This window comes from Rhizobium sp. 22-785-1 (genome assembly GCF_053521965.1).
In genome coordinates, this window is record NZ_JBNWDI010000008.1 from 226,975 (window position 1) to 251,660 (window position 24,686).

General features: G+C 57.8%; 22 protein-coding genes. 9 read left to right on the forward strand and 13 right to left on the reverse strand.

What is annotated here, in order from left to right; all coding sequences use genetic code 11:
* Positions 1-85: 85 nt before the first annotated feature.
* A complete protein-coding gene (locus tag ACQZ5M_RS17145) occupies positions 86-2,122 on the reverse strand; it encodes a LysM peptidoglycan-binding domain-containing protein (protein ID WP_449080338.1) in 2,037 nt (678 codons plus the stop codon).
* A gap of 155 nt (positions 2,123-2,277) precedes the next feature.
* On the opposite strand from ACQZ5M_RS17145, the gene ACQZ5M_RS17150 reads away from it, so the two are divergent.
* A complete protein-coding gene (locus ACQZ5M_RS17150) occupies positions 2,278-2,898 on the forward strand; it encodes an LOG family protein (RefSeq protein WP_296078370.1) in 621 nt (206 codons plus the stop codon).
* A 74-nt stretch (positions 2,899-2,972) separates the two neighbouring features.
* On the opposite strand, the gene rarD is transcribed toward ACQZ5M_RS17150, so the two are convergent.
* The 10 genes from rarD to alr form a co-directional block, all read right to left on the reverse strand.
* The gene (rarD, locus tag ACQZ5M_RS17155) at positions 2,973-3,887 is read right to left on the reverse strand and encodes an EamA family transporter RarD (protein ID WP_296019461.1); all 915 of its coding nucleotides are present in this window, start codon (positions 3,885-3,887) and stop codon (positions 2,973-2,975) included.
* A gap of 246 nt (positions 3,888-4,133) precedes the next feature.
* Complete coding sequence (gene pip / locus ACQZ5M_RS17160; protein WP_296078368.1) at positions 4,134-5,090, reverse strand: prolyl aminopeptidase; 957 nt, start codon at positions 5,088-5,090, stop codon at positions 4,134-4,136.
* Between the two features lie 18 nt (positions 5,091-5,108).
* Complete coding sequence (locus tag ACQZ5M_RS17165) at positions 5,109-5,576, reverse strand: GFA family protein (RefSeq protein WP_296078367.1); 468 nt, start codon at positions 5,574-5,576, stop codon at positions 5,109-5,111.
* Entirely contained in the window at positions 5,573-6,049 is a 477-nt protein-coding gene (locus tag ACQZ5M_RS17170) for a GFA family protein (RefSeq protein WP_296078365.1), read from the reverse strand. Before ACQZ5M_RS17170 ends, ACQZ5M_RS17165 begins: the two co-directional genes overlap by 4 nt.
* A 285-nt stretch (positions 6,050-6,334) precedes the next feature.
* On the reverse strand, positions 6,335-7,720 hold the full coding sequence (cysS, locus tag ACQZ5M_RS17175; RefSeq protein WP_449080339.1) for a cysteine--tRNA ligase: 1,386 nt from the start codon (positions 7,718-7,720) through the stop codon (positions 6,335-6,337).
* Between the two features lie 210 nt (positions 7,721-7,930).
* Complete coding sequence (locus tag ACQZ5M_RS17180; protein WP_296078362.1) at positions 7,931-8,671, reverse strand: SDR family NAD(P)-dependent oxidoreductase; 741 nt, start codon at positions 8,669-8,671, stop codon at positions 7,931-7,933.
* Between the two features lie 128 nt (positions 8,672-8,799).
* Entirely contained in the window at positions 8,800-10,293 is a 1,494-nt protein-coding gene (purF, locus tag ACQZ5M_RS17185; protein ID WP_296019446.1) for an amidophosphoribosyltransferase, read from the reverse strand.
* Positions 10,294-10,431: 138 nt separating this feature from the next.
* Positions 10,432-11,019 (reverse strand): CvpA family protein, encoded by a 588-nt coding sequence (locus ACQZ5M_RS17190; RefSeq protein WP_296019442.1) that lies wholly within the window; start codon positions 11,017-11,019, stop codon positions 10,432-10,434.
* An 89-nt stretch (positions 11,020-11,108) separates the two neighbouring features.
* The gene (radA, locus tag ACQZ5M_RS17195) at positions 11,109-12,515 is read right to left on the reverse strand and encodes a DNA repair protein RadA (protein ID WP_296019439.1); all 1,407 of its coding nucleotides are present in this window, start codon (positions 12,513-12,515) and stop codon (positions 11,109-11,111) included.
* Between the two features lie 106 nt (positions 12,516-12,621).
* Positions 12,622-13,797 carry an alanine racemase gene (gene alr / locus ACQZ5M_RS17200; protein ID WP_296078360.1) on the reverse strand — a complete coding sequence of 392 codons (1,176 nt, stop codon included), beginning with the start codon at positions 13,795-13,797 and terminating at the stop codon, positions 12,622-12,624.
* Between the two features lie 80 nt (positions 13,798-13,877).
* Here alr and ACQZ5M_RS17205 point away from each other — a divergent pair, with 80 nt between their 5' ends.
* The 4 genes from ACQZ5M_RS17205 (at position 13,878) to ACQZ5M_RS17220 (ending at position 17,601) form a co-directional block, all read left to right on the forward strand.
* Positions 13,878-14,735: an AraC family transcriptional regulator gene (locus ACQZ5M_RS17205; RefSeq protein ID WP_296078358.1), complete on the forward strand. Its 858-nt coding sequence runs from the start codon at positions 13,878-13,880 to the stop codon at positions 14,733-14,735.
* 73 nt (positions 14,736-14,808) lie between these two features.
* The gene (locus ACQZ5M_RS17210; RefSeq protein WP_296078356.1) at positions 14,809-15,519 is read left to right on the forward strand and encodes an AzlC family ABC transporter permease; all 711 of its coding nucleotides are present in this window, start codon (positions 14,809-14,811) and stop codon (positions 15,517-15,519) included.
* The gene (locus tag ACQZ5M_RS17215) at positions 15,516-15,818 is read left to right on the forward strand and encodes an AzlD family protein (protein ID WP_296019429.1); all 303 of its coding nucleotides are present in this window, start codon (positions 15,516-15,518) and stop codon (positions 15,816-15,818) included. The genes ACQZ5M_RS17210 and ACQZ5M_RS17215 overlap by 4 nt, the downstream gene beginning before the upstream one ends.
* An 88-nt stretch (positions 15,819-15,906) precedes the next feature.
* A complete protein-coding gene (locus tag ACQZ5M_RS17220) occupies positions 15,907-17,601 on the forward strand; it encodes an ABC transporter ATP-binding protein (RefSeq protein WP_449080340.1) in 1,695 nt (564 codons plus the stop codon).
* 45 nt (positions 17,602-17,646) lie between these two features.
* Here ACQZ5M_RS17220 and ACQZ5M_RS17225 read toward each other — a convergent pair whose 3' ends face one another.
* Positions 17,647-19,143, reverse strand: coding sequence for a replicative DNA helicase (locus ACQZ5M_RS17225; protein WP_062425631.1), 1,497 nt, complete (start codon positions 19,141-19,143; stop codon positions 17,647-17,649).
* 419 nt (positions 19,144-19,562) lie between these two features.
* Between ACQZ5M_RS17225 and ACQZ5M_RS17230 the strand changes: the two genes are divergently transcribed.
* From ACQZ5M_RS17230 to ACQZ5M_RS17240, 3 genes are all read left to right on the forward strand, one after another.
* Positions 19,563-20,018: a MarR family winged helix-turn-helix transcriptional regulator gene (locus ACQZ5M_RS17230; RefSeq protein ID WP_296019421.1), complete on the forward strand. Its 456-nt coding sequence runs from the start codon at positions 19,563-19,565 to the stop codon at positions 20,016-20,018.
* A 146-nt stretch (positions 20,019-20,164) separates the two neighbouring features.
* Positions 20,165-21,721 carry an MFS transporter gene (locus ACQZ5M_RS17235; protein WP_296040071.1) on the forward strand — a complete coding sequence of 519 codons (1,557 nt, stop codon included), beginning with the start codon at positions 20,165-20,167 and terminating at the stop codon, positions 21,719-21,721.
* Positions 21,722-21,739: 18 nt separating this feature from the next.
* Complete coding sequence (locus ACQZ5M_RS17240; RefSeq protein WP_296019418.1) at positions 21,740-22,807, forward strand: HlyD family secretion protein; 1,068 nt, start codon at positions 21,740-21,742, stop codon at positions 22,805-22,807.
* Positions 22,808-22,890: 83 nt separating this feature from the next.
* On the opposite strand, the gene ACQZ5M_RS17245 is transcribed toward ACQZ5M_RS17240, so the two are convergent.
* Complete coding sequence (locus ACQZ5M_RS17245; RefSeq protein ID WP_296078351.1) at positions 22,891-23,601, reverse strand: ArsR/SmtB family transcription factor; 711 nt, start codon at positions 23,599-23,601, stop codon at positions 22,891-22,893.
* A gap of 120 nt (positions 23,602-23,721) precedes the next feature.
* On the opposite strand from ACQZ5M_RS17245, the gene ACQZ5M_RS17250 reads away from it, so the two are divergent.
* Positions 23,722-24,645: a DMT family transporter gene (locus ACQZ5M_RS17250; protein WP_296078349.1), complete on the forward strand. Its 924-nt coding sequence runs from the start codon at positions 23,722-23,724 to the stop codon at positions 24,643-24,645.
* The last annotated feature ends 41 nt before the right edge of the window (positions 24,646-24,686 follow it).

Below are 24,686 nucleotides of genomic sequence, written 5' to 3' on the forward strand. Positions count from 1 at the left end.
CAAGACGGCGGCTTTGATAGGCCGCCGTCATCTAATTTAGATAATGTCTAGATCGGGTTTTTACAATGCCCCCCGAAGACCATTCTCAGCGTGTCTTCAACCGGTTGCGGTGGATTTCCTCCGCATTTGGTAGAGCCTTTTCCGGCACGTCGAAAATCTGCCCCGGTTCGATGAGGTCGGGGTTCTGGATCTGCTGTTGATTGGCAAGGTAGATCGTGGTGTAGCGCACGCCCTGGCCATAGACCCGACGGGAAATTTGCCACAAAGTATCACCGCGCCGAATGATGACGGTGCTGTCACTATGTGCGAGCGGTGCCTGCTCGAAGGTCTTCGTGCCGGATGAATCGGTGGCGGGCTCCCCGGTGTTTGCTGGCGCTGGCGTTGCGGGACCCTTCGCATTTAACGCGGCAAACCGATCTTTCAAACCTGCAATAGCTTTGCCAACGGCTGCAACATCGTTCGGCAACGCGTCCACGAGCGAAAGCAAGGAGCGCGCCTCGCGAGCGATCTCGGCAACGAAAGTCGTGAAGGCGGGATCCGCCGAGGCAGCGGTGCGGAATTCCGAAAGCGAACGCAACGCAATGGCTGTTGCGGATTTCGCAGCTGCCACCTCGTCAAGAGTGGGTGTCCTACCGTCCTTGTAGAGGCCTGAGAGAATACCGAAGGCTTTGGCCACTTCCGTGCGAAGTGCCTCGAAAGCGGCCTGATCGCTGACCGCAGCGGGGCGATCACTCGATGTCGGAGCGCTTTGAGATGCGGTTGCGGCACCCGATGGCTGCATGGCGACCGTCCCCTGATCTGCCTCAGGACGCGAGAAGGGCACGCGTACCCGCACGGTCACCTTGCCAGATTCGTCGAGTGCTTCCGCTGTAATGACGTGATTGCCGACGGTGAGCTGGATATCGCCTTCGATGACGAAACTGCCGGAAGCTTCGGTCTTGGTGTCGCCAACGCGCGTCTCGTCCACCAGAGCACGTATCGTGGTTCCGGCTGGCGCAGAGCCGGCGATATAGATCTTCGATCCATCGAACTCCACGGCGGTCACGCGCACCGATGCAGTTTCCGGTACGGTACCGCCCCGCGCATTGGTGGCGGGCGCTGGGGCATTGCCCGTGGCCTGCGGCTGAAGCTCGGCTGGAGCGGTTTCCGGCATGGTCAAAACGCGGCTCGCTTTGCCAGGCGTAGTGACCATGGCGAGAAGGTCGCCACTCTTCTGTGCCGGAACGGAGACTGTCGCCACTTCCTGCGACTGCGATACCTTGCCATTCTTGCCGGTTGCCCGTAGCACCAACTCGTGGTCGCCTGGCGGTAGCGGATTGTCGAGGACGGCTGCGAAATCCCCACTGCTTTCGACTGGCGTCTTGGCAATGACCTGACCTTTGTTGACGATTTCAAGCTGGGAACCCGGCTGCGCCTTGCCGGCAATGACAGCAGAGCCGTCGGGCTCCACGCGCAGAACGTCGAAGCTCGGAAGCTGCGCTGCAGCATCGTTGGCTGGGGCGCTTTCAGTCCGTGCTGCCGGCTGCGCAGGTTCTTGCGCAGGTGCCGGTGCGGCAGGTGCCGGCGCAGCAGGCGGTTCCTGCCTTGGTGCTCCATCATCGGTACCGGCGAACACGCCCGCAAGGCGACGAACCTGGGCGGCAGCGGCAGATGCATCGTCCGGTAGCCCGCGCAAATATGCGAGTGTCCGCTCAGCGGCAGAGCGCGCCGTGGTGATCAGGCGTGAGGTCGTTTCGTCAAGCGATTCCGGAATATCGATCGTGTCCAGTTCGCGAAGGGACTCTTCCACCTTTTTGCGGGCCGCGGCGAAGTCTTCGTTCGAAGGCACCTTGTTGTCGGAGAACAGGTTACTCATGTCCTTGATGGACTTCGTGGCGGATTCCGCCAGGCGGCCGACCTTGTCGGCAACATTGGTGGTCTCTCCCGCTGCATCGGACAAAAGATCGCCCGCCTTTTCGCTGCCCATTTCCACGCTGTTTTTGACAGCGTTGCTGGCTTCGTTGATAGCGTCACCGATCGGTTTGTCGTCACCGGACATACGGGGCAGGACGAAGAAGACCATGAGCAGCGTGGCAATGCCGAGCACGACAAGCGCCAACAATGCAGCTCTCTTATTTTTCATCATGAGTCTCCAGGTCATTCTTCGCAAGATTATCGCGAATTGCTAGCGTTTTAGCGCTTTCCATACAAGCACTGGCATGGCTGAAGCGCTGCCTTTGCCGCATCTTCCCCCAAAAATTCTTGACGGGATCGACCCTGCGTAGTTCGGTGCAGGTCATGACATATGAAAAACATCCGATTCGATCCATCTGCGTCTATTGCGGCTCCCAGCCGGGTCGCGATCCCGCCTATATGGAAGCTGGCCGCAACCTTGGAAAATCCTTTGCCGAAAACGGCATTCGCCTCGTCTATGGCGGCGGCACCAAGGGCATCATGGGTGCGGTCGCAAGCGGCGTTCTTTCAAACGGCGGCGAAGTGACGGGGATCATACCCGAGTTTCTCATGGATATGGAAGCGACACGCCATTCTCTCGGGCAATTGAACGAACTTGTGATCACCAAGGACATGCATGAGCGCAAGCACATGATGTTCGAGCGTGCTGATGCTTTCGTCACATTGCCGGGCGGTATCGGCACGGTGGAGGAGATCGTCGAGATCATGACCTGGGCACAGCTTGGCCGTCATGCAAAGCCCATGGTTTTCGCCAACATCAACGGCTTCTGGGATCCGATGCTCGAACTGATCCGTCACATGCGCGATCAGGGCTTTATCCATCGCGCGCATTTGTTGAACCCGCTGGTGATCGACCAGATCGGCGACATCGTGCCGGCAATCATCGAGCGTGCGGCAGCTCAGCAAAACCCCGAAGGCGACGCGTCGGTCATCGCGCAGCTTTGAACCGCAATGCGTCTGTTTAACGTTTGAGAGCGCCTTTTGCATTCAATAGAACGCGGCGCTCCAAGCGCCGCCGGTTAACGGGTGCCCTTGCCTTTCATCAGGCTTGGTAATGTGTAAACCGCAAGTGCTGACCAGATCATCAGAAATGCAATCAGCCGAACCGTATCGAACGGTTCTCTGAAGATGAAGACCGCGATGACGAAGATGATCGACGGCGCGATGTATTGCATGATGCCGATCGTGGAGAGCTTCAGAAGTTTCGCGCCATTGCCGTAGAAGATCAGCGGGACGGCAGTAACGAGGCCGCTTGCTGCCAGGAGCCACGTGTCGGCGGCAGTTCCTGCAAAGAAATGTCCGCGCCCGGTGACTGTCAGATAGACGATGAAGGCGAGAGCTGGTGGGGTCAACAGCAGAACCTCCAACAGGAAACCCTGCGTCGGGCCGATGGGAAGCGTCTTGCGGAAGAATGCGTAAAAGCCCCAGGTCACGGTCAGTGCGAGAGCCACCCAAGGCAGACCGCCGGCATTCCACGTCAGCAGCGCCACGGCCATCGCGACCAGCGAGATGGCTGCGATCTGTATGCGACTGAGCTTTTCTTTCAGGATCACGGCGCCGAGAAGAATGCTGAACAGCGGATTGATGAAATAACCGAGTGCTGCATCCAGCGCGTGACCCGATCCGATGGCCCAGATGTAGATGCCCCAGTTGAGGCTGATCAGTGAAGCCGTGAGGCAGGCCATGGCAAGCATGCGGGGCGTGGTCAGCGCCTGGCGGATTTCGGCGGTTCGGCCGAGCACGATGAGCACGATGGCTGCAATCGGCACGGACCAGACGACGCGGTGAACGATGACCTCCAGCGGCGAAATATGTGCCACGGCCTTCATGTAAAGAGGCAGGAAACCCCACAGAAGATAGGCCGTCAGCGCATAGACGAAGCCACGGACGCTATCGCCCGACTGAGGAGCTTGAATGGAGGGGTTCATTGCCATGAGACTACAACCAGAATGATCGGATTTTCTTCGCAGTATTCCCCTTTGGCGTGATGCACCAATTCATTTCCGTGAAGCTTGGATCACGCATGCCATATTGCCGGGATATTGATCGTTCGAATGAATCAAGATCTGAGCCGCGCGACGTAAATGCCCGGCAAGACCCATGAAAATAACGAGGCCCGCCAGCGAGGCCGGCGGGCCATCCTTGGTGTAACGCTGAACGTAACGCGCAGAGTTCCGGCTTTACTTTCCGGCGAAACGGTCCGTTGCGCGGATCAACTGATCGAGAATGCCAGGCTCGGTCATCGCGTGGCCCGCGGCTTCGATGATGTGCAGATCGGCTTTCGGCCAAGCCTTGGATAAATCCCACGCTGTTTTTGCCGGGCAGGGCATGTCGTAACGTCCGTGAACGATAACGCCCGGAATATCCTCCAACTTGTGAGCATCCCGCAGCAACTGTCCTTCTTCAAGCCATCCGCCATTGACGAAGAAATGCGTTTCGATCCGGGCGAAGGCTATGGCGTATTGATCTTCACCGAATGCGTCGACACGGGACGGATCGGTGACGAGCGAGATCGTCGCACCCTCCCATTGACTCCAGGTCTTGGCGCATTCCAGCTTTTTCTTCTCGTCCGTGCCAGTGAGGTAGCGATAATAGCTCGCCATCATTTGACCACGCTCCGCCTCAGGTATCGGCGCGACGAAGGTCTCCCAGCGCTCAGGATACATTTCCGAGACGCCGAACTGATAATACCAATCGAGCTCACGTTTCGTCAGCAGATAGACGCCGCGAACGATGAGTTCGCTGACATGCTCCGGATGGGTTTCGGCGTAGGCAAGCGCCAGCGTGGAACCCCAGGAGCCGCCGAAGACCTGCCACTTGTCGTAGCCGAATTTCTGGCGAAGCTTTTCGATATCCGCGACCAGATGCCATGTCGTGTTGGCTTCCAGGCTGGCATGCGGGGTAGATTGGCCGCAACCGCGCTGGTCGAACAGGACCACGTCGTAGAGCGCGGGATCGAATACGCGCCGCTGCGTGGGGTTGACGCCGCCGCCCGGACCGCCATGCAGAAACACCGCCGGTTTACCGCCCTTGGTGCCGACGCGCTCCCAATAGATCGTGTGGCCGTCACCCACATCCAGAAAGCCGGTTTCGTAGGGTTCGATCTCTGGATAGAGGCCGCGCAGTATTTCAGTCATGGCATAAAGTCCTTGGTCTTAGTCGTTTGTGTCATTTGCAGGCGGCCACACCATGGTGTCGTGGTCTGGATGCTGATAGGTCGTGATGGTACTTTCATCCACGCCCTGCTGTACCTCTGGCTTTTCGAACAAAGTCTTGATCCAAGGCATCCGGAGATGTGCGTTGACCTGAACCTGCGGCTCGATGTCCTGCGGATGATCGAAGGCGCCGATGGCGATCTCCACCCCACCTGGATGATGATAGCTCAGAGGCGTGCCGCATTTGTTGCAAAAGCCGCGATGAATTTTAGCCGATGAGCGGAACAGCGTCGGTTGTCCGCGTGTCCATGTCAGATGCGCTTGATCTGCCGTGACAAGCGCACCGAAGAAATTGCCGAACTGCTTCTGGCACATGCGACAATGGCAAATTGACGTGCGTCCGAGCTTGCCTGCATGAAAGCGCACCGCGCCGCACTGGCACCCACCTGAATATCCCGACTCGCTCATCTATGCCTCTCTTGTGGCCATTCGGACGTATCGTGGTCCGGATGCTGATAGGAAACAAGGTCGGCAATGTAACTTGCCGACGTCTGATCGGCCTCGGTTTCTTCTTTCGGCAGGGAGTGAAGATGATCGACAAAGACGATCTTGTTTTCGATGCCCCACTGGATCACCGGCGGCAGGACGGAGGGATCGTCAAAGGCGCCCGACGCGATCGCCATACCATCTGGTGCCTCATAGGTGAGTGGAGTACCACAGTCACCACAAAACCCACGCTTCACGTGGTTGGAAGACCGAAACCGCTTAGGTTCGCCACGGGTCCATTCAAACGTGGCGCCTCGCACGGAAACCAGAGGCGCATAATAAGCCCCAAAAGCCTTCTGGCACATGCGGCAGTGGCAGATCGAGCTGTCCTTCAAGTCGCCCTCTACGCGAAACCGTATTGCGCCGCATTGGCATCCGCCGGTGTGGATGGTCATGGTTGCTCCTTGGGATCGAGTTTAGGATGTAGAGACAGATGTCGTGCAAACGAAGGAGCACATCTTGAATCCAGAAGCGAATGACTGTCCAGCCAATTTGCTGGAGGGTTCCAGTCCTTTGACGATTGCCGTTTGTCGAACGTCGGTTGCGTGTCGAATTCGTCTATCTCTATAAAGAGCTAATGCTGATTTCAGACGAAATCGACGATGTGACCGAAAATGGGCAGTTGTATCCTAAAGCAAATCGTCGGGTCCGTGAGCCAGAAGGACGGCGGTAGGTCCTGCCTACCGCTTTAACTCCCAGGTCGTCACCCTCTCGCCCGTCTCCTTATCCTTGCCATCCTTCAACTGAATACCCTTGGCCGACAATTCATCCCGGATCCGATCCGCCTCGGCAAAATTCTTCGCCTTCAGCATCTCCAAGCGCATGGCAACGAGCGAGTCCACCGCTGCCGCAATCGCCGCATCCAGTTCCGCTCTCTTGGGCAGCACGCCGAGAAGTGCTGCACTTGCCGCAAACACCGGAAGCTTTTCTGGATCGGCATTCGCAGCCTGAGCCAGCGCATGTAGTGCCTGCACGGCTGCGACGGTGTTGAGATCGTCGGCCAGTGCATCGAGCACGCTCTGATCAACCTTGGCATCACCCGCTTCCGCGGCAGGCCACTTCGCCAGTAGCCGTTCTGCCTCTTCCAGACGCTTCACCGAAAAGTCGATCGGCTCTCGGTAGTGGGTCATCAGCATTGCCAGCCGCAACACGTCTCCCGGCCATTTACGTCCCCCGAAGGATTCGGTGTGGAGCAGGTCGTAGATCGTCACGAAGTTGCCGTCGGACTTGGACATCTTGCGGCCTTCGACCTGCACGAAGCCGTTATGCATCCAGACATTGGCCATGACATGCGTACCGTGCGCGCAGCGGGATTGGGCGATTTCGTTTTCGTGATGCGGAAAGATCAGATCGAGACCGCCGCCGTGAATATCGAAAACTTCGCCGAGATAACGACCGGACATGGCCGAGCACTCGATATGCCAACCCGGACGGCCACGCCCCCAAGGGCTCTCCCAGCCCGGTTCATTGTGGCTTGAAAGCTTCCACAGCACGAAGTCTCCCGGGTTTTTCTTGTGCGCATCGACCGCGATGCGTGCGCCGGCCTGCTGCTCATCCAGCGGTCGTTTTGACAGTTGGCCGTAATCGCTCATGGATTTGGTATCGAAAAGCACTTCTCCTGCCGCCACATAAGCGTGACCACGAGCAATAAGCTTCTCGATGATCTCCACCATCTGGGCGATATTGTCGGTTGCGCGGGGCTCTACAGTCGGCTCAAGGCAACCAAGCGCTGCGACATCCTGATGAAACTGGTTGGCGGTCTTTTCCGTGACTGCATGGATCGCGTCGTTCAATGGCAGGTTCGGATAGTCGCGAAGCGCACGCGCGTTGATCTTGTCGTCCACATCGGTGATGTTGCGGGCATAGGTCACGCCATTCTCGCCATAGGCATGACGCAACAGACGGTAGAGAACGTCGAACACGATGACCGGGCGGGCGTTGCCGATATGAGCGTAGTCATAGACCGTCGGGCCGCAGACATACATGCGGACATTCTTCGCATCGATCGGCTGAAATTCCGATTTTTCGCGGGTCAGCGTGTTGTAGAGCTTCAAGCGCAAGGACATGCGTATTTCCTTCGGGTATCGGAGATTGACCCCACCGGAGCGTTTGTCTGCGTTGACCTTTCAGGAGACGAAAACGATCTGGCCGGGTGTTAAACCAGCAAAATTCAACTCAGCAGCAGCAGCAGATCGTTATTTTCATAACTTGCTTTATGAAACGATGCCCGTTGTCGGTCAAGGGCTTCGCTTCGATATTCATGGCCGACGGCTCAGTCACTCCGGCGTGCGATAGCTCACGAACTTCCTGTCGCGGACCACATAGATCTTGCCGGTCTCTGTCAGATCCGGCGAGGCAAGCGGAATGATGGCTTGTGCCACTTCGGAAGGGTGGGGCAGGGTGTCCGGATCTTCGCCGGGCATCGCTTGAGCCCGCATTGCCGTACGCGTTGCGCCGGGATTGATGCTGTTGACGCGCAGATGGGTCCGTTCGGTTTCGGCAGCCCAGGTGCGTGCCAGTGCCTCGACCGCTGCCTTGGAGGTGGAATAGACGCCCCAGAACGGACGGCAGGAATGTGCAGCGCCGGAAGATAGAATCAATGCGCGTCCGGCATCCGACTTCAACAGAAGCGGTTCGACCGAACGGATCAGGCGCCACGTTGCGGTGACGTTGATGTTCATCACCTTTTCGAACACCTTCGCCTCGATGTGCCCCACCGGAGAGATGACGCCAAGTACACCCGCATTGGCGACGAGAATATCGAGCTTTCCCCAACGTTCATGGATCGATGCGCCCAGCGCATCGATGGCTTTCATGTCGGCGAGATCGAAAGGGACCAGCGTTGCCGTTCCACCAACTGCCTTGATGGCATCATCCAGATCTTCAAGCCCACCGACGGTGCGCGCACAGGCAATCACATGGGCGCCAGCTTTTGCCAGTTCGACCGCTGTGAAATAGCCGATGCCGCGTGAGGCTCCGGTCACAAGTGCGATCCGGCCTTTAAGGTCGATGGTCATGGTCCCCCCTGAATATCTTTCGATCGTCCGCAATCTCTAAACGAGGCAGGACATGTCCTGCAAGCGGCTTCAAGGTCTGAGTGGGTCGCAAAGAGAAGCCCGCACGTTCGATGCGGGCTTGAAGAAGGTCAGCCGTTGCTGGCCAGCATGGAAATCTTGCTGCCCATGGACTCGCCATTCTTGTCGAGGAGGCGGGTCGGATATTCACCGGTGAAATAATGATCGGTGAATTGCGGACGTGCAGGGTTACGATCCTCCCCGCCTACGGCGCGGTAAAGCCCGTTGATCGACAGGAAGGCCAGCGAATCTGCGCCGATATATTTCGCCATGGCGTCGACATCTGCGTATTGATTGGCGAGCAGCTTGTCGGCCTCCGGCGTGTCGATGCCGTAGAAGTCCGGGTGGAAAATCATTGGGCTCGCTACGCGTATGTGAACTTCCTTGGCGCCAGCCTCGCGGATCATCTGTACGATTTTTACCGAGGTCGTACCGCGAACGATGGAATCATCCACTAGAACGACACGCTTGCCTTCGATCATCGCCCGGTTGGCCGAATGCTTCAGCTTCACGCCGAACGCGCGGATCTGCTGAGTCGGCTCGATGAAGGTGCGCCCGACATAATGGTTGCGGATGATGCCGTATTCGAAGGGAATACCGCTTTCCTGGGCAAAACCGAGTGCGGCAGGCGTGCCGCCATCCGGCACCGGCACGACGACATCGGCCTCGAGCGGAGCTTCCTTGGCAAGGTTCATGCCCATATTCTTGCGCGTCGTATAGACGTTGCGGCCGCCAACGACGGAGTCCGGGCGAGCGAAATAGACATATTCGAACAGGCAGAGACGTTCCGGCTGCGGCTTGTTAGGCTTGCGGGCATCGATGCTGATCGAACCATCCGGCTGGATCTCGCAGATGATGACTTCGCCGTTTTCCACGTCGCGTACGAATTTCGCGCCGATAATGTCAAGCGCACAGGTCTCGGAACAGAAGATCGGCTTGCCGTCGAGATCGCCCATGACAAGGGGACGAATACCCGTGGGGTCGCGCGCTGCAATCAGCTTCGTACGGGTCATGGCGAGCATCGAGTAGCCGCCTTCCATCTGGCGGATCGCATCGATGAAACGGTCAGCCGTGGAAGAGTGGCGCGAGCGCGCAATGAGGTGCAGCACCACTTCGGTATCGGAGGTGGACTGGCAGATTGCGCCGGTGGCGATGATCTGGCGGCGAAGCGTCAGGCCGTTGGTAAAGTTGCCGTTGTGGGCAATGGCGATGCCGCCTTCTTCCAGTTCGGCAAACAGCGGCTGCACGTTGCGCATCGCAACTTCGCCTGTGGTCGAATAGCGCGTATGACCGATGGAGATCGAGCCCGGCAGGCGAGCCAGCGTCATGGGGTTGGTATAATGGTCGCCCACCAGACCCATATGCCGTTCCTGATGGAAGCGCTTGCCATCGAACGAAACGATACCGGCAGCTTCCTGCCCGCGATGCTGGAGAGCATGCAGGCCAAGCGCCGTCAGGGCCGCCGCATCCGCGTGACCGAGGATGCCGAACACACCGCATTCTTCATGCAGCGTATCGCCATCGATAATGTCATTGAAGGTGGAATGCGAAAGCGGCTCATTCATCTGGCTTGCCTTTGCTCAGTGCCAAAAACAAAAACCGCCCCGGAGAATTGCTCTGCCGGTTTGGCCTGTCTGCTGCCTATGTCGAAGTATCTAGCACAAATAGCGCGCCTTGCATCTATTGCAAGGCGCGCTATCCGATCAATTCGCGGGCACCGGCGCCGTTGTGGCTGGTGCATCTTCTGCTGGCGCCTGCTCAGGCGTCGTCTCGGTCTTCTTGCCAAGGATGCGAGCCCGGATTTGCGGCTCGATATCATCCGGCAGAACCGCTTCCAACTTGCCGACCAGACCGTCCAGGAACGGCTTGGACTTGGCCTGCGTCACCCATTCGGGCTGCGTTTTCACATCGACCAGCCAATTCCAGAAGGCAACGGCAACGACGAGAAGAAGAAGGCCGCGCGCCGCACCGAACAGAAAGCCCAGTGTGCGGTCCAGCGCGCCGATGCGGCTGTCGATGATGAAATCGGCAATGCGCGAGGTGATGAAGGAAATGATGATGAGCGCGATGAGGAAAACCAGACCGGCAGAACCGGCAATAGCGATCTTCTCGTCATCGGTATAGTTGCGCGCGTAGGGAAGTAGCAGCGGGTAGATGTAGTAAGCAGCCGCAACGGAGCCGACCCAACTTGCGATGGAGAGAATTTCACGCGAGAACCCGCGCACCATGGCGAGAACGGCGGAGAAAAGCACAACGGCAAGAACGATACCGTCGAAAATCGTTATGGGCATTTACCAACTCCGGAGGTCGCGGCTCCTGGAAGAGAACCGCTGTGCCAGTTTGCGATCCTCTTACACTAGCCGGGTAAGCAGCGAAAGGATCAATATTCTTCTTCCTCAGCCTGTCTGAAGCGGTTGCCTGAACCGGCAATGCGCGCCACGAGATCGGGCAGGCTTTCGATCTCCGTCCAGCGCCCCTTTGAGCCTTTCGGCAATTCTGCCGATGCGGAGGGGAGAAATGCAGCAGAAAAGCCAAGCTTCTCGGCTTCCTTCAACCGCTGCGCTGTCTGGGACACCGGCCGCACTGCGCCCGAAAGGCTGATTTCGCCGAAATAGACGCAATCGGCAGGCAGGGCAAGACCGGCAAGCGAGGAAACCAGTGCAGAAGCAATCGCCATGTCCGCTGCCGGTTCGGAGATACGATAGCCACCGGCAATGTTGAGGTAGACGTCGTGCTGACCGAGCTTTACGCCGCAGTGGGCTTCGAGCACGGCAAGAATCATGGCAAGGCGCGACGAGTCCCAGCCGACGACCGCACGTCTCGGCGTGCCGAGTGAAGTAGCCGCCACCAGCGCCTGAACCTCGACCAGCACAGGACGCGTGCCTTCCATGCCGGCGAAAACCGCAGCACCCGGAGATTTTTCGTTGCGCTCGCCCAGAAAGAGTTCCGAGGGGTTGGAGACCTCCCTCAAACCTCTATCCGACATTTCGAAAACGCCGATTTCATCGGTGGGGCCAAAGCGGTTCTTGACCGTGCGCAGGATGCGATAATGATGTCCGCGGTCGCCTTCGAAATAGAGCACCGCGTCGACCATATGTTCAACGACGCGGGGCCCGGCGATCTGGCCTTCCTTGGTCACATGGCCGACGAGCACCATGGTGGCGCCCGTCTGTTTGGCAAAGCGGATCATTGCCTGAACGCCGGTGCGCACCTGCGTGACCGTGCCGGGGGCGGAATCGGCGGTGTCGCTCCACAGTGTCTGAATGGAATCGATAATGACCAGATCGGGGCGCTTGCCCTCTGAAATGGTGGCGAGAATATCCTCGACATTAGTCTCAGCAGCCAAGAGCACATCGGTTTCAGCAGCGCCAAGGCGCTGCGCCCGCAGCCGCACCTGTGCCACGGCCTCTTCGCCCGAGACATAGATAACGCGATGGCCCTGGCGCGAGAGTGCTGCCGCAGCCTGCATCAGCAGAGTCGACTTGCCAATCCCTGGATCGCCGCCGATCAGCACCGCTGATCCGCGCACGAAGCCGCCGCCCGTTGCACGATCCAGTTCGCTCATGCCGGTCGGAATGCGTGGCGCTTCCTCGATTTCACCGGAAAGCGAGGTGAGAGTGACCGGTCGGCCTTTCTTTGGAGTCTTGCCAGGTCCTCCGCCAATTCCACCCATCGGGTCTTCTTCAACGATGGTGTTCCACTCGCCGCAACCTTCGCATTTTCCGGCCCATCTTGTGTGAACGGTACCGCAGTTCTGGCAGACGAATTGTGTCTTGGCTTTGGCCATGAATGTCAGTCTTTTCCTTGAAAGTACAGTCGGCGATCGTGAATTTCGATCCCGTTTTGTTCTCGTCTAGCACAGATCGTTGCAGCTTTCCAAGAGCCGGAAAATGTCACTCGTCGCCGATCAGATATTGCCGCTCGTAGCGCAGCCCAAGGCTCGTCAACATTTCGTAACCGATCGTGCCTGCGGCCCGCGCTACGTCGTCGACAGGCACATTCGGCCCGAACAGCTCGATATAGTCACCGGCGCGGATTTCGCGTTCCGGAACATCCGTGACATCGAAAATGGTGAGATCCATGGTCACGCGACCGGCAACCGGCACACGGTGCCCGTTGATAAACCCTTCCGCTCCGCCGCGACCCATCTCACGCAGTGGGATGCCGGAGCCGGAAAGCGAGCGTTGGTAGCCATCGGCATAACCCACGGCGGCGATCGCCAGACGGCTTGCACGCGTCAGACGGTGGGTTCCGCCATAACTTACCGTCTCGCCTTCACCTGCCTGGCGAATCTGGATGATCCGAGCTTCGGCCTTGGCGACGGGCCGCATCGGGTTCTTCATGTCGTTGACTGCTTCACCGCCATAGAGAGAAATCCCGGGGCGCGTCAGATCGAAGTGGTAGTCCGGACCAAGGAATATTCCGGCCGAGGCTGAGAGGCTTGATTCGATACCTTCGAAAGCCGCGCTAACTTTGCGAAATGATTCAAGCTGCGCCTTGTTCATTGGCGAGGCGGGGGTGTCGGCGCTTGCGAGATGCGACAAAACCAGTACGGGATCGAAGCTTGCGGGGCGCGTGGGGTCATCGGCCAGATAAAGCGCGTCCTCAAGTGGAAGCCCAAGTCGGTTGAAACCCGTATCCACATGCAGCGCAAAAGGATGATCGCCGCGATCCGCAAGGGCGCTCATCCAGAAGGTAAGCTGCTCTTCCGAGGCAATGACCGGTACCAGATCATGGGCGAAGACATCGCGCTCCTGGCTTGGCCAGATGCCGGACAAAACGAAGATCCGGGCTTCCGGCGCGTGGGGACGAAGCGTGACGCCCTCGGAGACGCTGGCGACAAAGAAATCGCGGGCGCCTGTGTAATAAAGCGTCGAACCACAATCTTCGATCCCCATGCCATAGGCATCCGCCTTCACCACCGCTGCCGCCCGCGCGTTGCCGGAGCGGCGCTGCATATCGCGCCAGTTATCCGCAAGGGCTGCGAGATCGACGGTGAGCCGAACCGGCGCGGTTTCGAATGCGTCTGCCCCCATCTCGGAGATGCTATCGTCAAGGTCGTCTGTCATGGTCTTGCACCTTTTGAATGTCGACATGGTCTATCACTTTTGTTCAAGACGGTCATGACGGATTGGGCTAAACCCTGGCTATGCACAATGTTTCGCAGGAACAGGCCACGGAGCACATGCCGCTTTCACGCGCTGAAACCACTCGGTTTTGGCGCGACAAGCGCTTCAAAGGCATGGAATGCATGACGGCAACGTTCCTGACGCATGAATTTTCGCCGCACGCGCATGATACATTTTCAATCGGCGCCATCGAAAACGGCTCACAGATTTCGACCATCAAGGGCACGACAGAGCGCACCGGTCCCGGACATCTTTATCTTATCGATCCCGGCCAGATCCACGATGGCGCGCCCGGCGGTGACGGTTACAGATATCGAATGATCTATCCGGATGTAGCACTGTTGTCGGAAGTCATCGAAGACGTGACACGCCGTGCTTTTCACGGGACACCGTCCTTTCCGAAGTTCCTGCCGCACGACCCAAAGATGGCGCAGGCTTTCCAGATCGCTCATCGCAGGCTGGACAACGGAGTAGGGGCGCTGGAGGCAGATGAGGGGATGTTCTCCGTTCTGGCTGAACTGTTTTGCCGGCACGGCAGCGCCATCATTCTGCCCGTCGAGACACGTGAGAAGACGGCCGTGTATCAGGCGCGGGATTATCTCAATGACAATTTCGACTTGGATATCGGATTGGAAGAACTCGCAGCTATGGCCGGTCTAAGCCGAGCGCATCTGATCCGCGCTTTCCGGCGCGAGTTCCACATCACGCCGCATGCTTATCTCACTGATATCCGCATTCGCCGGGCAAGACATTTGTTGCGCAAGGGCGAAAGCCCGGCCTCGGTTGCACTGGAATGCGGCTTTGCCGATCAGGCGCATTTCACCCGCCACTTCAAGGCGCGCACGGGCGTGACGCCCGGCCAGTTTCGCGCGGCCTGAAACACCAGGTCACTTTCGTTCAATACGGAAATTCGGTGGCAGCATAGATGCATCTCCTGAACAGGAGAATGATATGTTGAGCAAGACCCCGCCTGAAAAACCACAGGAACTGATCGCCGGATTGAAGGCTGCTTCGCCATTGCTCGTCGCCATGGTGCCGATCGGCGTGGTCTTCGGTGCCATCGCCGTCAGCAAGGGTCTTTCGCCTTTGGAGACCTGCCTGATGTCGCTCTTCGTTTTCGCCGGTGGCGCGCAATTCGTGGCCATGGATTTGTGGACGCATCCGGCAAGCTGGGCAGCGCTTGGCTTTGCGGCGCTCCTCGTCAATCTCAGGCACATACTGATGAGCGCCTCCATCGCCGTGAAAATGGGAAGCTTCAAACCATGGCAGCGCTGGCTCTCCATGCCGGTTCTGACGGACGAGTCCTGGGCGCTCGCAGAATTTCGCAGTATGACCGGCCCCTTGCGTCCGGCATTCTATGCCGCCGCCGCTCTGTCCATCTATACGGTCTGGAACCTTGCGACACTCGCGGGCGCGCTGCTTGGCTCCGTCATGGGCGATACCACGGTCATCGGTCTCGACTTCGCCTTTCCAGCCGTCTTCATCGTGCTGCTGATGGGATTTTGGAAGGGTCGGCAAACGGGCTTCGTTCTCGTCGCAAGTGCTGCCGCTGCCTTCCTCGCCCATCGATATGTTCCCGGCGCCTGGTATATCGCAGCCGGCGCGCTGGCCGGACTGGCCGTTGCCGCCTTCTCCCGTGACGAAGGGGAGGCGGCGCAATGAGCCTTGATCCCAACACGCTGCTGACGATCCTCGCCATGGCGTTTGCGACAGTCCTCACGCGCTTCGGCGGTCTCGTACTGATCCGCCACGTGCATATGACGGACAGGGCGACGCGAGCGCTCAATGCTGTGCCGCCTGCGGTGCTGATGGCTGTCGTCACCCCCACAGCCTTTACCAACGGTCTCGCGGAATCCATCGGCTGCGCTGTCACCGCTCTTGCCGCCACCCGTTTTTCGCTTCTGCCTGCCGCAGGCACGGGCGTTGTGACGGTGGCGCTATTGCGCGCGCTTGGGCTGTAACATTGTCACCCAAGGGTTGTGCAAACCAACCGGAGACGTTATGTCCTGACGGACGACTTTCTAGTTTGTGAAAAGCGGGAGCACCGTTTTGTTCAAGAACTACAAGATCGCTCTGAGGCCGTTGCTGCAGATTTATCGACAAGATCTGAGGACTGCATGGCCCTCGATCCTCTTGCTAATCGTGACCATTCTCGCAGGCGCGTTGCTGTCTGTATCCGGCCCTTATGTGTTCTCGCGCATTATCGATGACGTGCCGAAAGAGGCCGGTCCATGGATCATGGCGTTTTCCCTTTATGCCATTCTCACGGCTCTAGCGACGGGGACACAACGTTGCACGCAGTATCTTGCCGTGATCCATTCGGAGCGGTTGGAATTTGTAGCAACGACACGTTTCTTCGAAAGGATTACGCGCAAGCACGGTACTTTCTTCACTGATCATAATCCTACGGAGATCCAGCAAGCACAAACTCAGGGCGCATCCGCAGCTTCGATCCTGATGCAGATCGTCCTAATCTATTTCGTGCCGGGCTTCGCCAATTTTCTGTTCAGTATCATAGTTCTCGGCGCGGCGATCAGCCCCGAATTGATCCTGATCGTTTTCTGTTACGGCGCAGTATTCATAGCACTGACAATTGCGTCAAACCGCTTCACCAGCCGTTATCTGGAGCGGGCCATCGAAGCGGGGCAGCAGAATGCCGGCTTTGTCGGCAACGCAGTCAGCATGATCGAGCCGTTAAGGCACACGGGCAGCACGGCCTGGATGCAAGAGCGCTTCGGTGAAAATGCCAATGCGATCTATCAGAACTGGCGGCTCTACTCGTTGCGGCGTATCGGCTTCATCGCGGCACTCTCTCTGGCGTTTTGCTTCCAGCTTATGCTCAGCTTCTATCTCCTCTTGCCGCGCTATCAGCAAGGAACGATTTCCGTTGGCGATATCGTGCTGTTCAACATGCTGTTGCTTCAACTGAACATCCCATTCGAAATGATCGGGCAGTCGATCGGAGAAGCCATACGCTCTCTGGCGCGCTTCATGCCCTGCGCGCGCATGTGGTTGGAGCCGGAGGAGCCGGAAGAGGTGGCAGCCGAGCAGTCAGTCTCGCACCCGGAGACGATCGAACTTCGGAATGTCGGTTTCCGTTACGACAATGGCCGTGGCGTCAGTAACGTCTCTTTCACGGCCTCACCGGCGCGCTTTACCTTCATCATCGGTGAGACAGGCTCCGGCAAATCCACCCTGTTCAAGCTGCAGCAAAAGACCATGGTGCCACAACAGGGACACATCCTTGTCGATGGCGCCGACTTGAGAGAGATCGGCAAGGACCGTTGGTACTCGTTAGTCGGGATCGTCCCACAAGAAATTCAGCTTTTGAATGACAGTCTGCGCACGAACATTGTTCTGGGTCGCCCCAACGATGAAGAGCGGCTACGCGAAGTCGCCGAGCAGGCCGCCATCCTGAAACGTATAGAAGGCATGGCGGATGGTTTCGACACGATTGTCGGGGAGAGGGGGCTGAAGCTTTCGGGCGGTGAGCGTCAGCGCATCGCGATCGCACGGGCCTTATATGGTGCGCCGTCCATCCTGCTCCTGGATGAAGCGAGTTCTGCACTGGATGAAGAGACTGAGCGGGAAATCATGGATCAGTTGCGCAAACTGGACGGTGATCTGACGATCATCGCGATCACGCATCGCCAAAGCTCCATCCGTGCGCAGGATCAGGTCGTCACCTTGAAAGCGGTTGAAGCAAGCGAATCTGTTTCTGAGCCGCCGCCGCTATCCTCTTGAAAAGACTCTGCCTGATGGCCGCCAAACCACCAGGCAGAGGCGATATCAGTGTTCTTCGTACTGACTGAAGGATGGATCGGCGAGATCGGCAAATCGGGTGAACTCGGCCTGGAAGGCGAGCTTGACGGTGCCGGTCGGTCCGTGACGCTGCTTGGCGATGATCACGTCGGCTGTGCCCTTGACCTTGTCGAAAAGCGATTCCCATTCCGCATATTTCGGGTCGGCGGGATCGCGCGGCTCCATGTTCTTGACGTAATATTCCTCACGGAACACGAAGAGCACCACGTCGGCGTCCTGCTCGATGGAGCCCGATTCACGAAGGTCGGAGAGCTGCGGGCGCTTGTCTTCACGGCTTTCCACCGCACGAGAGAGCTGTGAAAGTGCGATGATCGGAACATTGAGTTCCTTGCCGAGCGCTTTCAGGCCGGTGGTGATCTGGGTGATTTCCTGCACGCGGTTTTCGCCGCCCTTGCCGGATCCCGTCATCAGCTGAACGTAGTCGACGACCAAAACATCAAGACCGCGCTGGCGCTTCAGACGGCGCGCACGGGCTGCAAGCTGGGCAATCGAGATACCACCGGTCTGGTCGATATAGAGCGGCACCTTCTGCATCATCTGGCTGCACGCCACAAGCTTTTCGAAATCGGCTTCGGTGATGTCACCACGACGGATTTTCGAAGATGAGACTTCAGTCTGCTCGGAGATGATACGGGTTGCGAGCTGTTCGGACGACATTTCGAGTGAGTAGAAACCGACGACGCCGCCATTCTTGGCCTTATAGGTTCCGTCCGGCTGCACTTCCTGCTCATAGGCCGCGGCAATGTTATAGGCGATATTTGTGGCAAGCGACGTCTTGCCCATACCTGGACGTCCGGCAAGCACGATCAAGTCCGAACGCTGCAAGCCGCCCATGCGGGCATCGAGCGAATGGATGCCGGTAGAAATGCCGGACAGGTTCCCATCGCGCTCGAAGGCAGCGCCAGCCATGTCGATGGCAAGCGCCACCGCATCGTTGAACGATTGGAAGCCACCATCGTAGCGGCCGGTTTCCGCCAGCTCGAACAGGCGGCGCTCTGTGTCTTCGATCTGCGCCTGCGGCGGCATGTCGAGCGGCGCGTCATAGGCGATATTGACCACATCCTCACCGATCTGGATCAGCGCGCGGCGCAGCGCCAGATCGTAAATCGCCCTGCCATAGTCTTCTGCGTTGATGATCGAGACGGCTTCAGCGGCAAGACGCGCCAGGTACTGAGCAACGGTCAGGTCGCCTACCTTGTCATCTGCCGGAAGAAAAGTCTTGATAGTGACGGGGTTTGCCGTCTTTCCCATGCGGATGATATCGCCCGCGACCTCGAAGATCTTGCGGTGGAGCGGCTCGTACAAATGCACCGGCTTCAAGAAGTCCGACACGCGGTAATAGGCGTCGTTGTTGACGAGGATCGCGCCGAGCAGCGCCTGCTCAGCTTCGATGTTGTTTGGCGCCTCGCGGTAAAGCGGTTCGGCGGCGGGCGCTGGGGTGATCTTTCTCACGGCGTCGTTCATGGTCTCGCGATCTCCCTTTAAAGCGCAGCGCATCCTTCAGAATGCACATGACACGCTCTAACTTTTCCATCTGCGCATTCAGCTTTGCGAAAAATCCATGTCGATTTTCTGCTGGCGCGTTGGCCTTCTGTCTGCGGCAAGCCTGCCGGTTTGAAGCGTGGCGGCGTTGTCGTCAATGACCTGAAGGCAACACTCGGGCCTCACCTTACCTAAAGAGAGGCGGGGACCCCAACATAGTAGGTTGTCCCCATTAATCCACAGGATGATTCGGACAATGCGATGAAGGCGGCGCGAATCACTCACTCTCTGCCATGATTTTAAAGCATGGCTCCAATCCACCAAAGACACTTGAATTTTAGCAGAGAGCGAAATAGGTAGGGATAAAATAAGTAGTGTACTAATTATAAGGCTTAAGTACGGTGTCCCGAATTACCGAAAAAGAACAGCTGTTTGATGAGATGGCGGCCTTCAACCGCAAGCTCCGCTCGTTCTTCGATGCTCGCGTTGCTGAAAAAGGGCTGACGCTGGCGCGTGCTCGGACATTGTTTGCTCTTTCGAGAAGAGGTCCGCTGACGCAAAAGGAGCTTGCGGAAGAGTTGGAAATCGAAACGCCGACGCTCGTGCGGCTGTTGGATGCCATGGAGAAACAAAAGCTCATCGAAAGGCGTTCTGACGAAGTTGATCGGAGGGCGAAGCGAATTCACATGACAGCCTCCGGAGTACAGACATTCGAAGAAGTGGATGCGCAGGCAAAGGCCATGCGAGCAGAGATCGCGCTGGATGTTTCCACTGATGAGATCCGGGTGGCTCTCAACGTGGTCAGACGCTTGACCAACAATCTGCAGAAACTCTCTGAAGGGGAGGCGACGTCGTGAGTAATGCCATAACGTATCAGCGCGACGTGCCTCTGGATGAAGAGGAGCAAAAGGCCACTCCCGCTGCTGTACCTGCATCCGAGCCTAAGGACGATGCGGCCCTCCCGCCGGTTCAGCCGGCCGAGAAATCCTTCAGCCAAAAACTGATGTATATCGCCGCCGGCCTTGCCTTCTTCATTACCCAGGGCATGGGCATGAACATCGTCATGGCCAATATCTATCAGCTGCAAGGCGAATTCTCTGGAACTGTGGCGGAGGTGGCCTGGCTTTCGGCAGCATATATGGCGCCCTATGCGACCTTCTCGATTGCGCTCTTCAAGGTCCGCCAGCAATATGGCCTGCGGCCATTTGCGGAAATCAGCATCATCGCCTTCGTTTTTGCCTCTTGCCTCAACCTTTTTGTTACGGATCTGCATTCCGCCATTGTCGTGCGTTTCGTTAGCGGCATGGCGGCGGCACCTCTGTCGTCGCTTGGCTTTCTCTACATTCTCGAAGCTTTCCCCGCACAGCGAAAGCTGACGCTCGGCCTCAGTATCGCGCTGACGGGAACGCTTCTGGCATCGCCGCTCGCGCGCATCGTCTCTCCGCCGCTGCTCCAGATCGATGGCTGGCAGGCGCTCTACAGCATGGAAGTGGGGCTAGCGCTTGCCGTATTGCCGATCATCTACCTCCTTCCGCTAACGGCTCCGCCACGGGTGAAAGTGATCGAGCGCCTCGACATTCTGAGCTATCTGCTATTTGCCGGAGGTCTTGGCTGTCTCGCTGTCTTTCTCACGCTTGGCCGGTTCTACTGGTGGTTCGAAACCTGGTGGCTCGGAGTCCTTTTGGCGACATCGATCAGCCTCCTGACCGTGATGACCATGATCGAATTGCCACGCAAGAATCCTATGCTCGATCTGCGCTGGATTTTCTCGCGCACCAACCTGCATCTCATTGCGGTCTTATTGATCTATCGCGCCGTCTCTTCGGAGCAGTCGTCCACCGCAGTGAGCCTCTATCAGCAACTTGGCATCCTCAACGAACAGACAGCGGACCTTTATGGTCTCATTATTCTCGCGACCGTTCTGGGCGGTGCGACCTGCGCGTTGTTGATGCTGACGAAATATGTCGAAACCGCACATGTCATCGCCCTGTCCTGTATTGCGCTCGGAGCCTTCATGGACAGCACATCGACCAATCTGACCCGGCCTGAACAAATGTATCTGAGTCAGGCAATGATCGCCTTCGGCGCGGCCATGTTTCTGCCCCCCGTTATGGCCAAGGGATTTGGCGCGGCACTGGCAAAAGGTCCGCCCTATCTCGTCAACTTCATCACCATCTTCCTGTTCACCCAGATTACCGGATCGATGTTGACGACTGGTCTGTTGGGCTCCTTTGTGACACTCAGGGAAAAATTCCACTCCAACATCCTAGTGGAAAGCATCCTTCTGCAAAATCCGCAGGTCGCGCAGCGCATCAGCCAGCTTTCGGGTGCTTACAGCCATGTGCTCACCGATCCGACGCTTCTGCGAGCGGAGGGTGTGACCCTTCTTGCCCAGCAGGTATCGCGAGAGGCCTATATTCTCGCTTATAACGATACGTTTCTGCTGATCGCTATATGCGCTGCCGCCGCTCTCGTCGCGCTGCTTCTACACCTCGCATGGCTGCGCCTCAAACCATTGATGTCGGGCGGTCAAAGTGCCGCAACCGTTTCCCAATCCTGATCCTTCAGAGACTTAAAAATGCTAAAAAAGATTTTCACACCTGTTACCCTAATCGTTCTTCTCGGCGGTGTCGCTGGCGTCGCGTTGGTGCTTTATGCCTGGCGCCTGCCACCCTTCTCCAGTCATGTCGAAATGACCGACAATGCCTATGTGCGCGGTTATGTCACGACCATGAGCCCTCAAGTGAGTGGTTATGTCGTCGATGTGCCGGTGAAGGATTATCAGGAGGTCAAGCAAGGAGATCTGCTGGTCAAGATCGATGACCGCATCTTCCGCCAGAGACTGGCGCAGGCAGAAGCCACACTTGCCGGGCAGACCGCCGCCTCGGATAATTCCCGCCAGCAGGAAAACGCCGCCCGTGCCAACATTGCCTCCAGCCAGGCCGCTGTGGATAGCGCCGAAGCCTCGCTGAAACAGGCGCAATTGGCTGCCGATCGCCAGGACAATCTGATTCGCAGCGGCGTCGGAACCTCAAGCCTGCAAGAAGAAGCTCAGGCCAATCTTGAAAAGTCCCGCGCAGGGTTGTCGCAGGCCAAGGCGGCGCTGGAAGTGGCTCGCCAGGATTTGCAGACCATTATCGTCAATCGTAGTTCGCTCCAGGCTGCCGTTGCCAATGCGCAGGCGGCGGTTGAGCTCGCTAGAATCGATTTGCAGAACACCGAGATCAAGGCGCCGCGCGATGGCGAGCTTGGTGAGGTGGGCGCGCGTGTAGGCCAGTATGTCGCCGCAGGCACCCAGTTGATGGCGGTTGTGCCGCACGATGTGTGGGTTGTCGCCAACTTCAAGGAAACCCAGCTTGCGGGCATGGAAGTGGGCCAGCCTGTCTCGATTTCCGTCGATGCGCTGCATCATCGCAAATTGAAGGGCAAGGTCGAGCGCTTCTCGCCAGCTGCCGGTTCCGAATTTGCCGTGATCAAGCCAGATAATGCGACTGGCAACTTCGTGAAGATCGCGCAGAGAGTGGGCGTGCGCGTGTCGATCGATCCGGACCAGCGCGCAGCTGAAGAGTTGTCTCCGGGCATGTCGGTGGTCGTTCGCGTCGACAAGAGCAAGGCTCCCGTAGCGGAAGAGGCCGCATCTAGATAGACTGCGGTACGGCTTCTACAGTCGAGCCTTTCAGCCTATACGGCCGGTTTGAAGGCTTTGTCTTGCTAGGTCGTCGGCTTCGCTCAGCCTTCCCGCCAATCCGCGGGCAGGCGGAAGATGTTTCGAAATCCCTTCCCACCCGTAGGCGTGATCGTCAGAGCGCGGCTATCGGCCCTGCGTGCTACCCATCCAAGATCCAGCATGCGTTGGAAAAGTGCGGCACCGATACGCCCGGCAATGTGATGACGCCGTTCGCTCCAGTCCAGGCACGTGCGGCAGAGCGGCCGCTTCGGACGTGAACCGTCGCTCAGATCGATCCCGAACTCCCCCAAAAAGTCCTTGCCTTTTTTTGTTACAAGAGCGCCTTCGTCCGACAGCAGAATCACTCCGCTGTCGCTGAGGCTGTCTGTGATCGCGACGGCAAGCCGTCCTGCGATGTGGTCGTAACAGCTGCGGGCGATACGCATGTCTTTTTCTCGCGGCCCCATCGGATGATGCCGTTTCGGACCGACTGCAGCAATCGACATGAGCGAATCGATACCATGAGCAACCTGAGCGGACGAAAGCCGGTAGTAGCGATGCCGACCTTGTTTTACGGTTGTCAGAAGGTTGGCGTCGACCATCTTCGCTAGATGCTCGCTTGCGGTTTGTGGCGTGACGCCTGCATCTCGCGAAAGCTCGCCCGCTGTCAAAGCCTGTCCGCCCATCAGCGCGCAGAGCATGTTTGCGCGCGTCGTATCGCCAATAAGGCTGGCTACGGCGGCAAGTGTGTTAGGGGAGGCGAAACCGGTCATGCAACACCATTATCACTCCCGCATCCGCTCGTCAGCGGCACATTGTTCGGTCGATACCGAAGCTTCCCCTCGCGGCGCAGTTCTATAAAAAAGGATCGCTTTGATGGAGAGACTGATAGAATGGCCGATAAAAAATTGCTGCCCGAACTTGCCCTGCTGGTTTTGCTGGGATGCCTGTGGGGCAGCTCCTACACCTTCATCAAGATCGGCATTGAGACGATCCCTCCTCTGACGCTGATTGCAGCGCGCACCGCGATTGCCGGTAGCATCCTCACCGTCGTCATGTTCTGGCGAGGCTTGCGGCTTCCAAGGGATCCAGCACTTTGGAAGATGTTCGCCATCCAGGCGGTGCTGAACAGCGTTCTGCCATTCACGCTGATTGCCTGGGCAGAACATCACATCGATGCCGGATTGGCAGTTATTCTCAATTCGCTGACGCCTGTTTTCACATTTCTGCTAACCGCGATCATTACCCGTCATGAGATGGTCAATGGCAGAAAGCTGTTTGGTGTGATGATCGGGCTCGTTGGAACGGTTGTCATGATTGGCGTTCAGGCGCTGAATGGTTTCGGCGATGTCGTGTTGGCGCAGGTGGCAGTCATTCTAGCCACGGCTTTTTATGCGGGCGCGGCGATCTTCGGGAAGAACTTCAAGGGTGTTGATTCTATGATCCCGGCTGCTGCTTCTTTGATCTGCGGAGCCGTGATTCTCATACCCATCAGTCTGGTGGTTGACCGCCCGTGGGAGCTAGTGCCCTCAGCGCGTTCGATTACCGCACTCATCGGGCTCTCGATATTTTCCACTGCACTCGCTTTCACGATATACTTCCGCCTCGTTCGCACTCTCGGGTCGCTCGGAACGACGGCCCAGGCCTATGTGCGCGTACCCGTGGGCGTAGCGATCGGTGTTATATTCCTGGGCGAGCAACTGTACGCGAGCACGATGATAGGTCTCGTCTGTATTCTCGCGGGGGTGATTGCAATGACGTTGCCAACACGCCGGCCGATCGCAGGAATGGCCGAGGCGAAGGTCTCTAGCGAATAATACAAAACCCAAACAAAAACCCCGGATGTCACCATCCGGGG

Excerpts from the sequence above, each read along its gene's own strand:
- ACQZ5M_RS17145 (WP_449080338.1), bottom strand. The coding sequence starts at position 2,122 with ATGAAAAATAAGAGAGCTGCATTGTTGGCGCTTGTCGTGCTCGGCATT.
- ACQZ5M_RS17150 (WP_296078370.1), top strand. The coding sequence starts at position 2,278 with ATGACATATGAAAAACATCCGATTCGATCCATCTGCGTCTATTGCGGC.
- rarD (WP_296019461.1), bottom strand. The coding sequence starts at position 3,887 with ATGGCAATGAACCCCTCCATTCAAGCTCCTCAGTCGGGCGATAGCGTC.
- pip (WP_296078368.1), bottom strand. The coding sequence starts at position 5,090 with ATGACTGAAATACTGCGCGGCCTCTATCCAGAGATCGAACCCTACGAA.
- ACQZ5M_RS17165 (WP_296078367.1), bottom strand. The coding sequence starts at position 5,576 with ATGAGCGAGTCGGGATATTCAGGTGGGTGCCAGTGCGGCGCGGTGCGC.
- ACQZ5M_RS17170 (WP_296078365.1), bottom strand. The coding sequence starts at position 6,049 with ATGACCATCCACACCGGCGGATGCCAATGCGGCGCAATACGGTTTCGC.
- cysS (WP_449080339.1), bottom strand. The coding sequence starts at position 7,720 with ATGTCCTTGCGCTTGAAGCTCTACAACACGCTGACCCGCGAAAAATCG.
- ACQZ5M_RS17180 (WP_296078362.1), bottom strand. The coding sequence starts at position 8,671 with ATGACCATCGACCTTAAAGGCCGGATCGCACTTGTGACCGGAGCCTCA.
- purF (WP_296019446.1), bottom strand. The coding sequence starts at position 10,293 with ATGAATGAGCCGCTTTCGCATTCCACCTTCAATGACATTATCGATGGC.
- ACQZ5M_RS17190 (WP_296019442.1), bottom strand. The coding sequence starts at position 11,019 with ATGCCCATAACGATTTTCGACGGTATCGTTCTTGCCGTTGTGCTTTTC.
- radA (WP_296019439.1), bottom strand. The coding sequence starts at position 12,515 with ATGGCCAAAGCCAAGACACAATTCGTCTGCCAGAACTGCGGTACCGTT.
- alr (WP_296078360.1), bottom strand. The coding sequence starts at position 13,797 with ATGACAGACGACCTTGACGATAGCATCTCCGAGATGGGGGCAGACGCA.
- ACQZ5M_RS17205 (WP_296078358.1), top strand. The coding sequence starts at position 13,878 with ATGCACAATGTTTCGCAGGAACAGGCCACGGAGCACATGCCGCTTTCA.
- ACQZ5M_RS17210 (WP_296078356.1), top strand. The coding sequence starts at position 14,809 with ATGTTGAGCAAGACCCCGCCTGAAAAACCACAGGAACTGATCGCCGGA.
- ACQZ5M_RS17215 (WP_296019429.1), top strand. The coding sequence starts at position 15,516 with ATGAGCCTTGATCCCAACACGCTGCTGACGATCCTCGCCATGGCGTTT.
- ACQZ5M_RS17225 (WP_062425631.1), bottom strand. The coding sequence starts at position 19,143 with ATGAACGACGCCGTGAGAAAGATCACCCCAGCGCCCGCCGCCGAACCG.
- ACQZ5M_RS17235 (WP_296040071.1), top strand. The coding sequence starts at position 20,165 with ATGTATATCGCCGCCGGCCTTGCCTTCTTCATTACCCAGGGCATGGGC.
- ACQZ5M_RS17240 (WP_296019418.1), top strand. The coding sequence starts at position 21,740 with ATGCTAAAAAAGATTTTCACACCTGTTACCCTAATCGTTCTTCTCGGC.
- ACQZ5M_RS17245 (WP_296078351.1), bottom strand. The coding sequence starts at position 23,601 with ATGACCGGTTTCGCCTCCCCTAACACACTTGCCGCCGTAGCCAGCCTT.
- ACQZ5M_RS17250 (WP_296078349.1), top strand. The coding sequence starts at position 23,722 with ATGGCCGATAAAAAATTGCTGCCCGAACTTGCCCTGCTGGTTTTGCTG.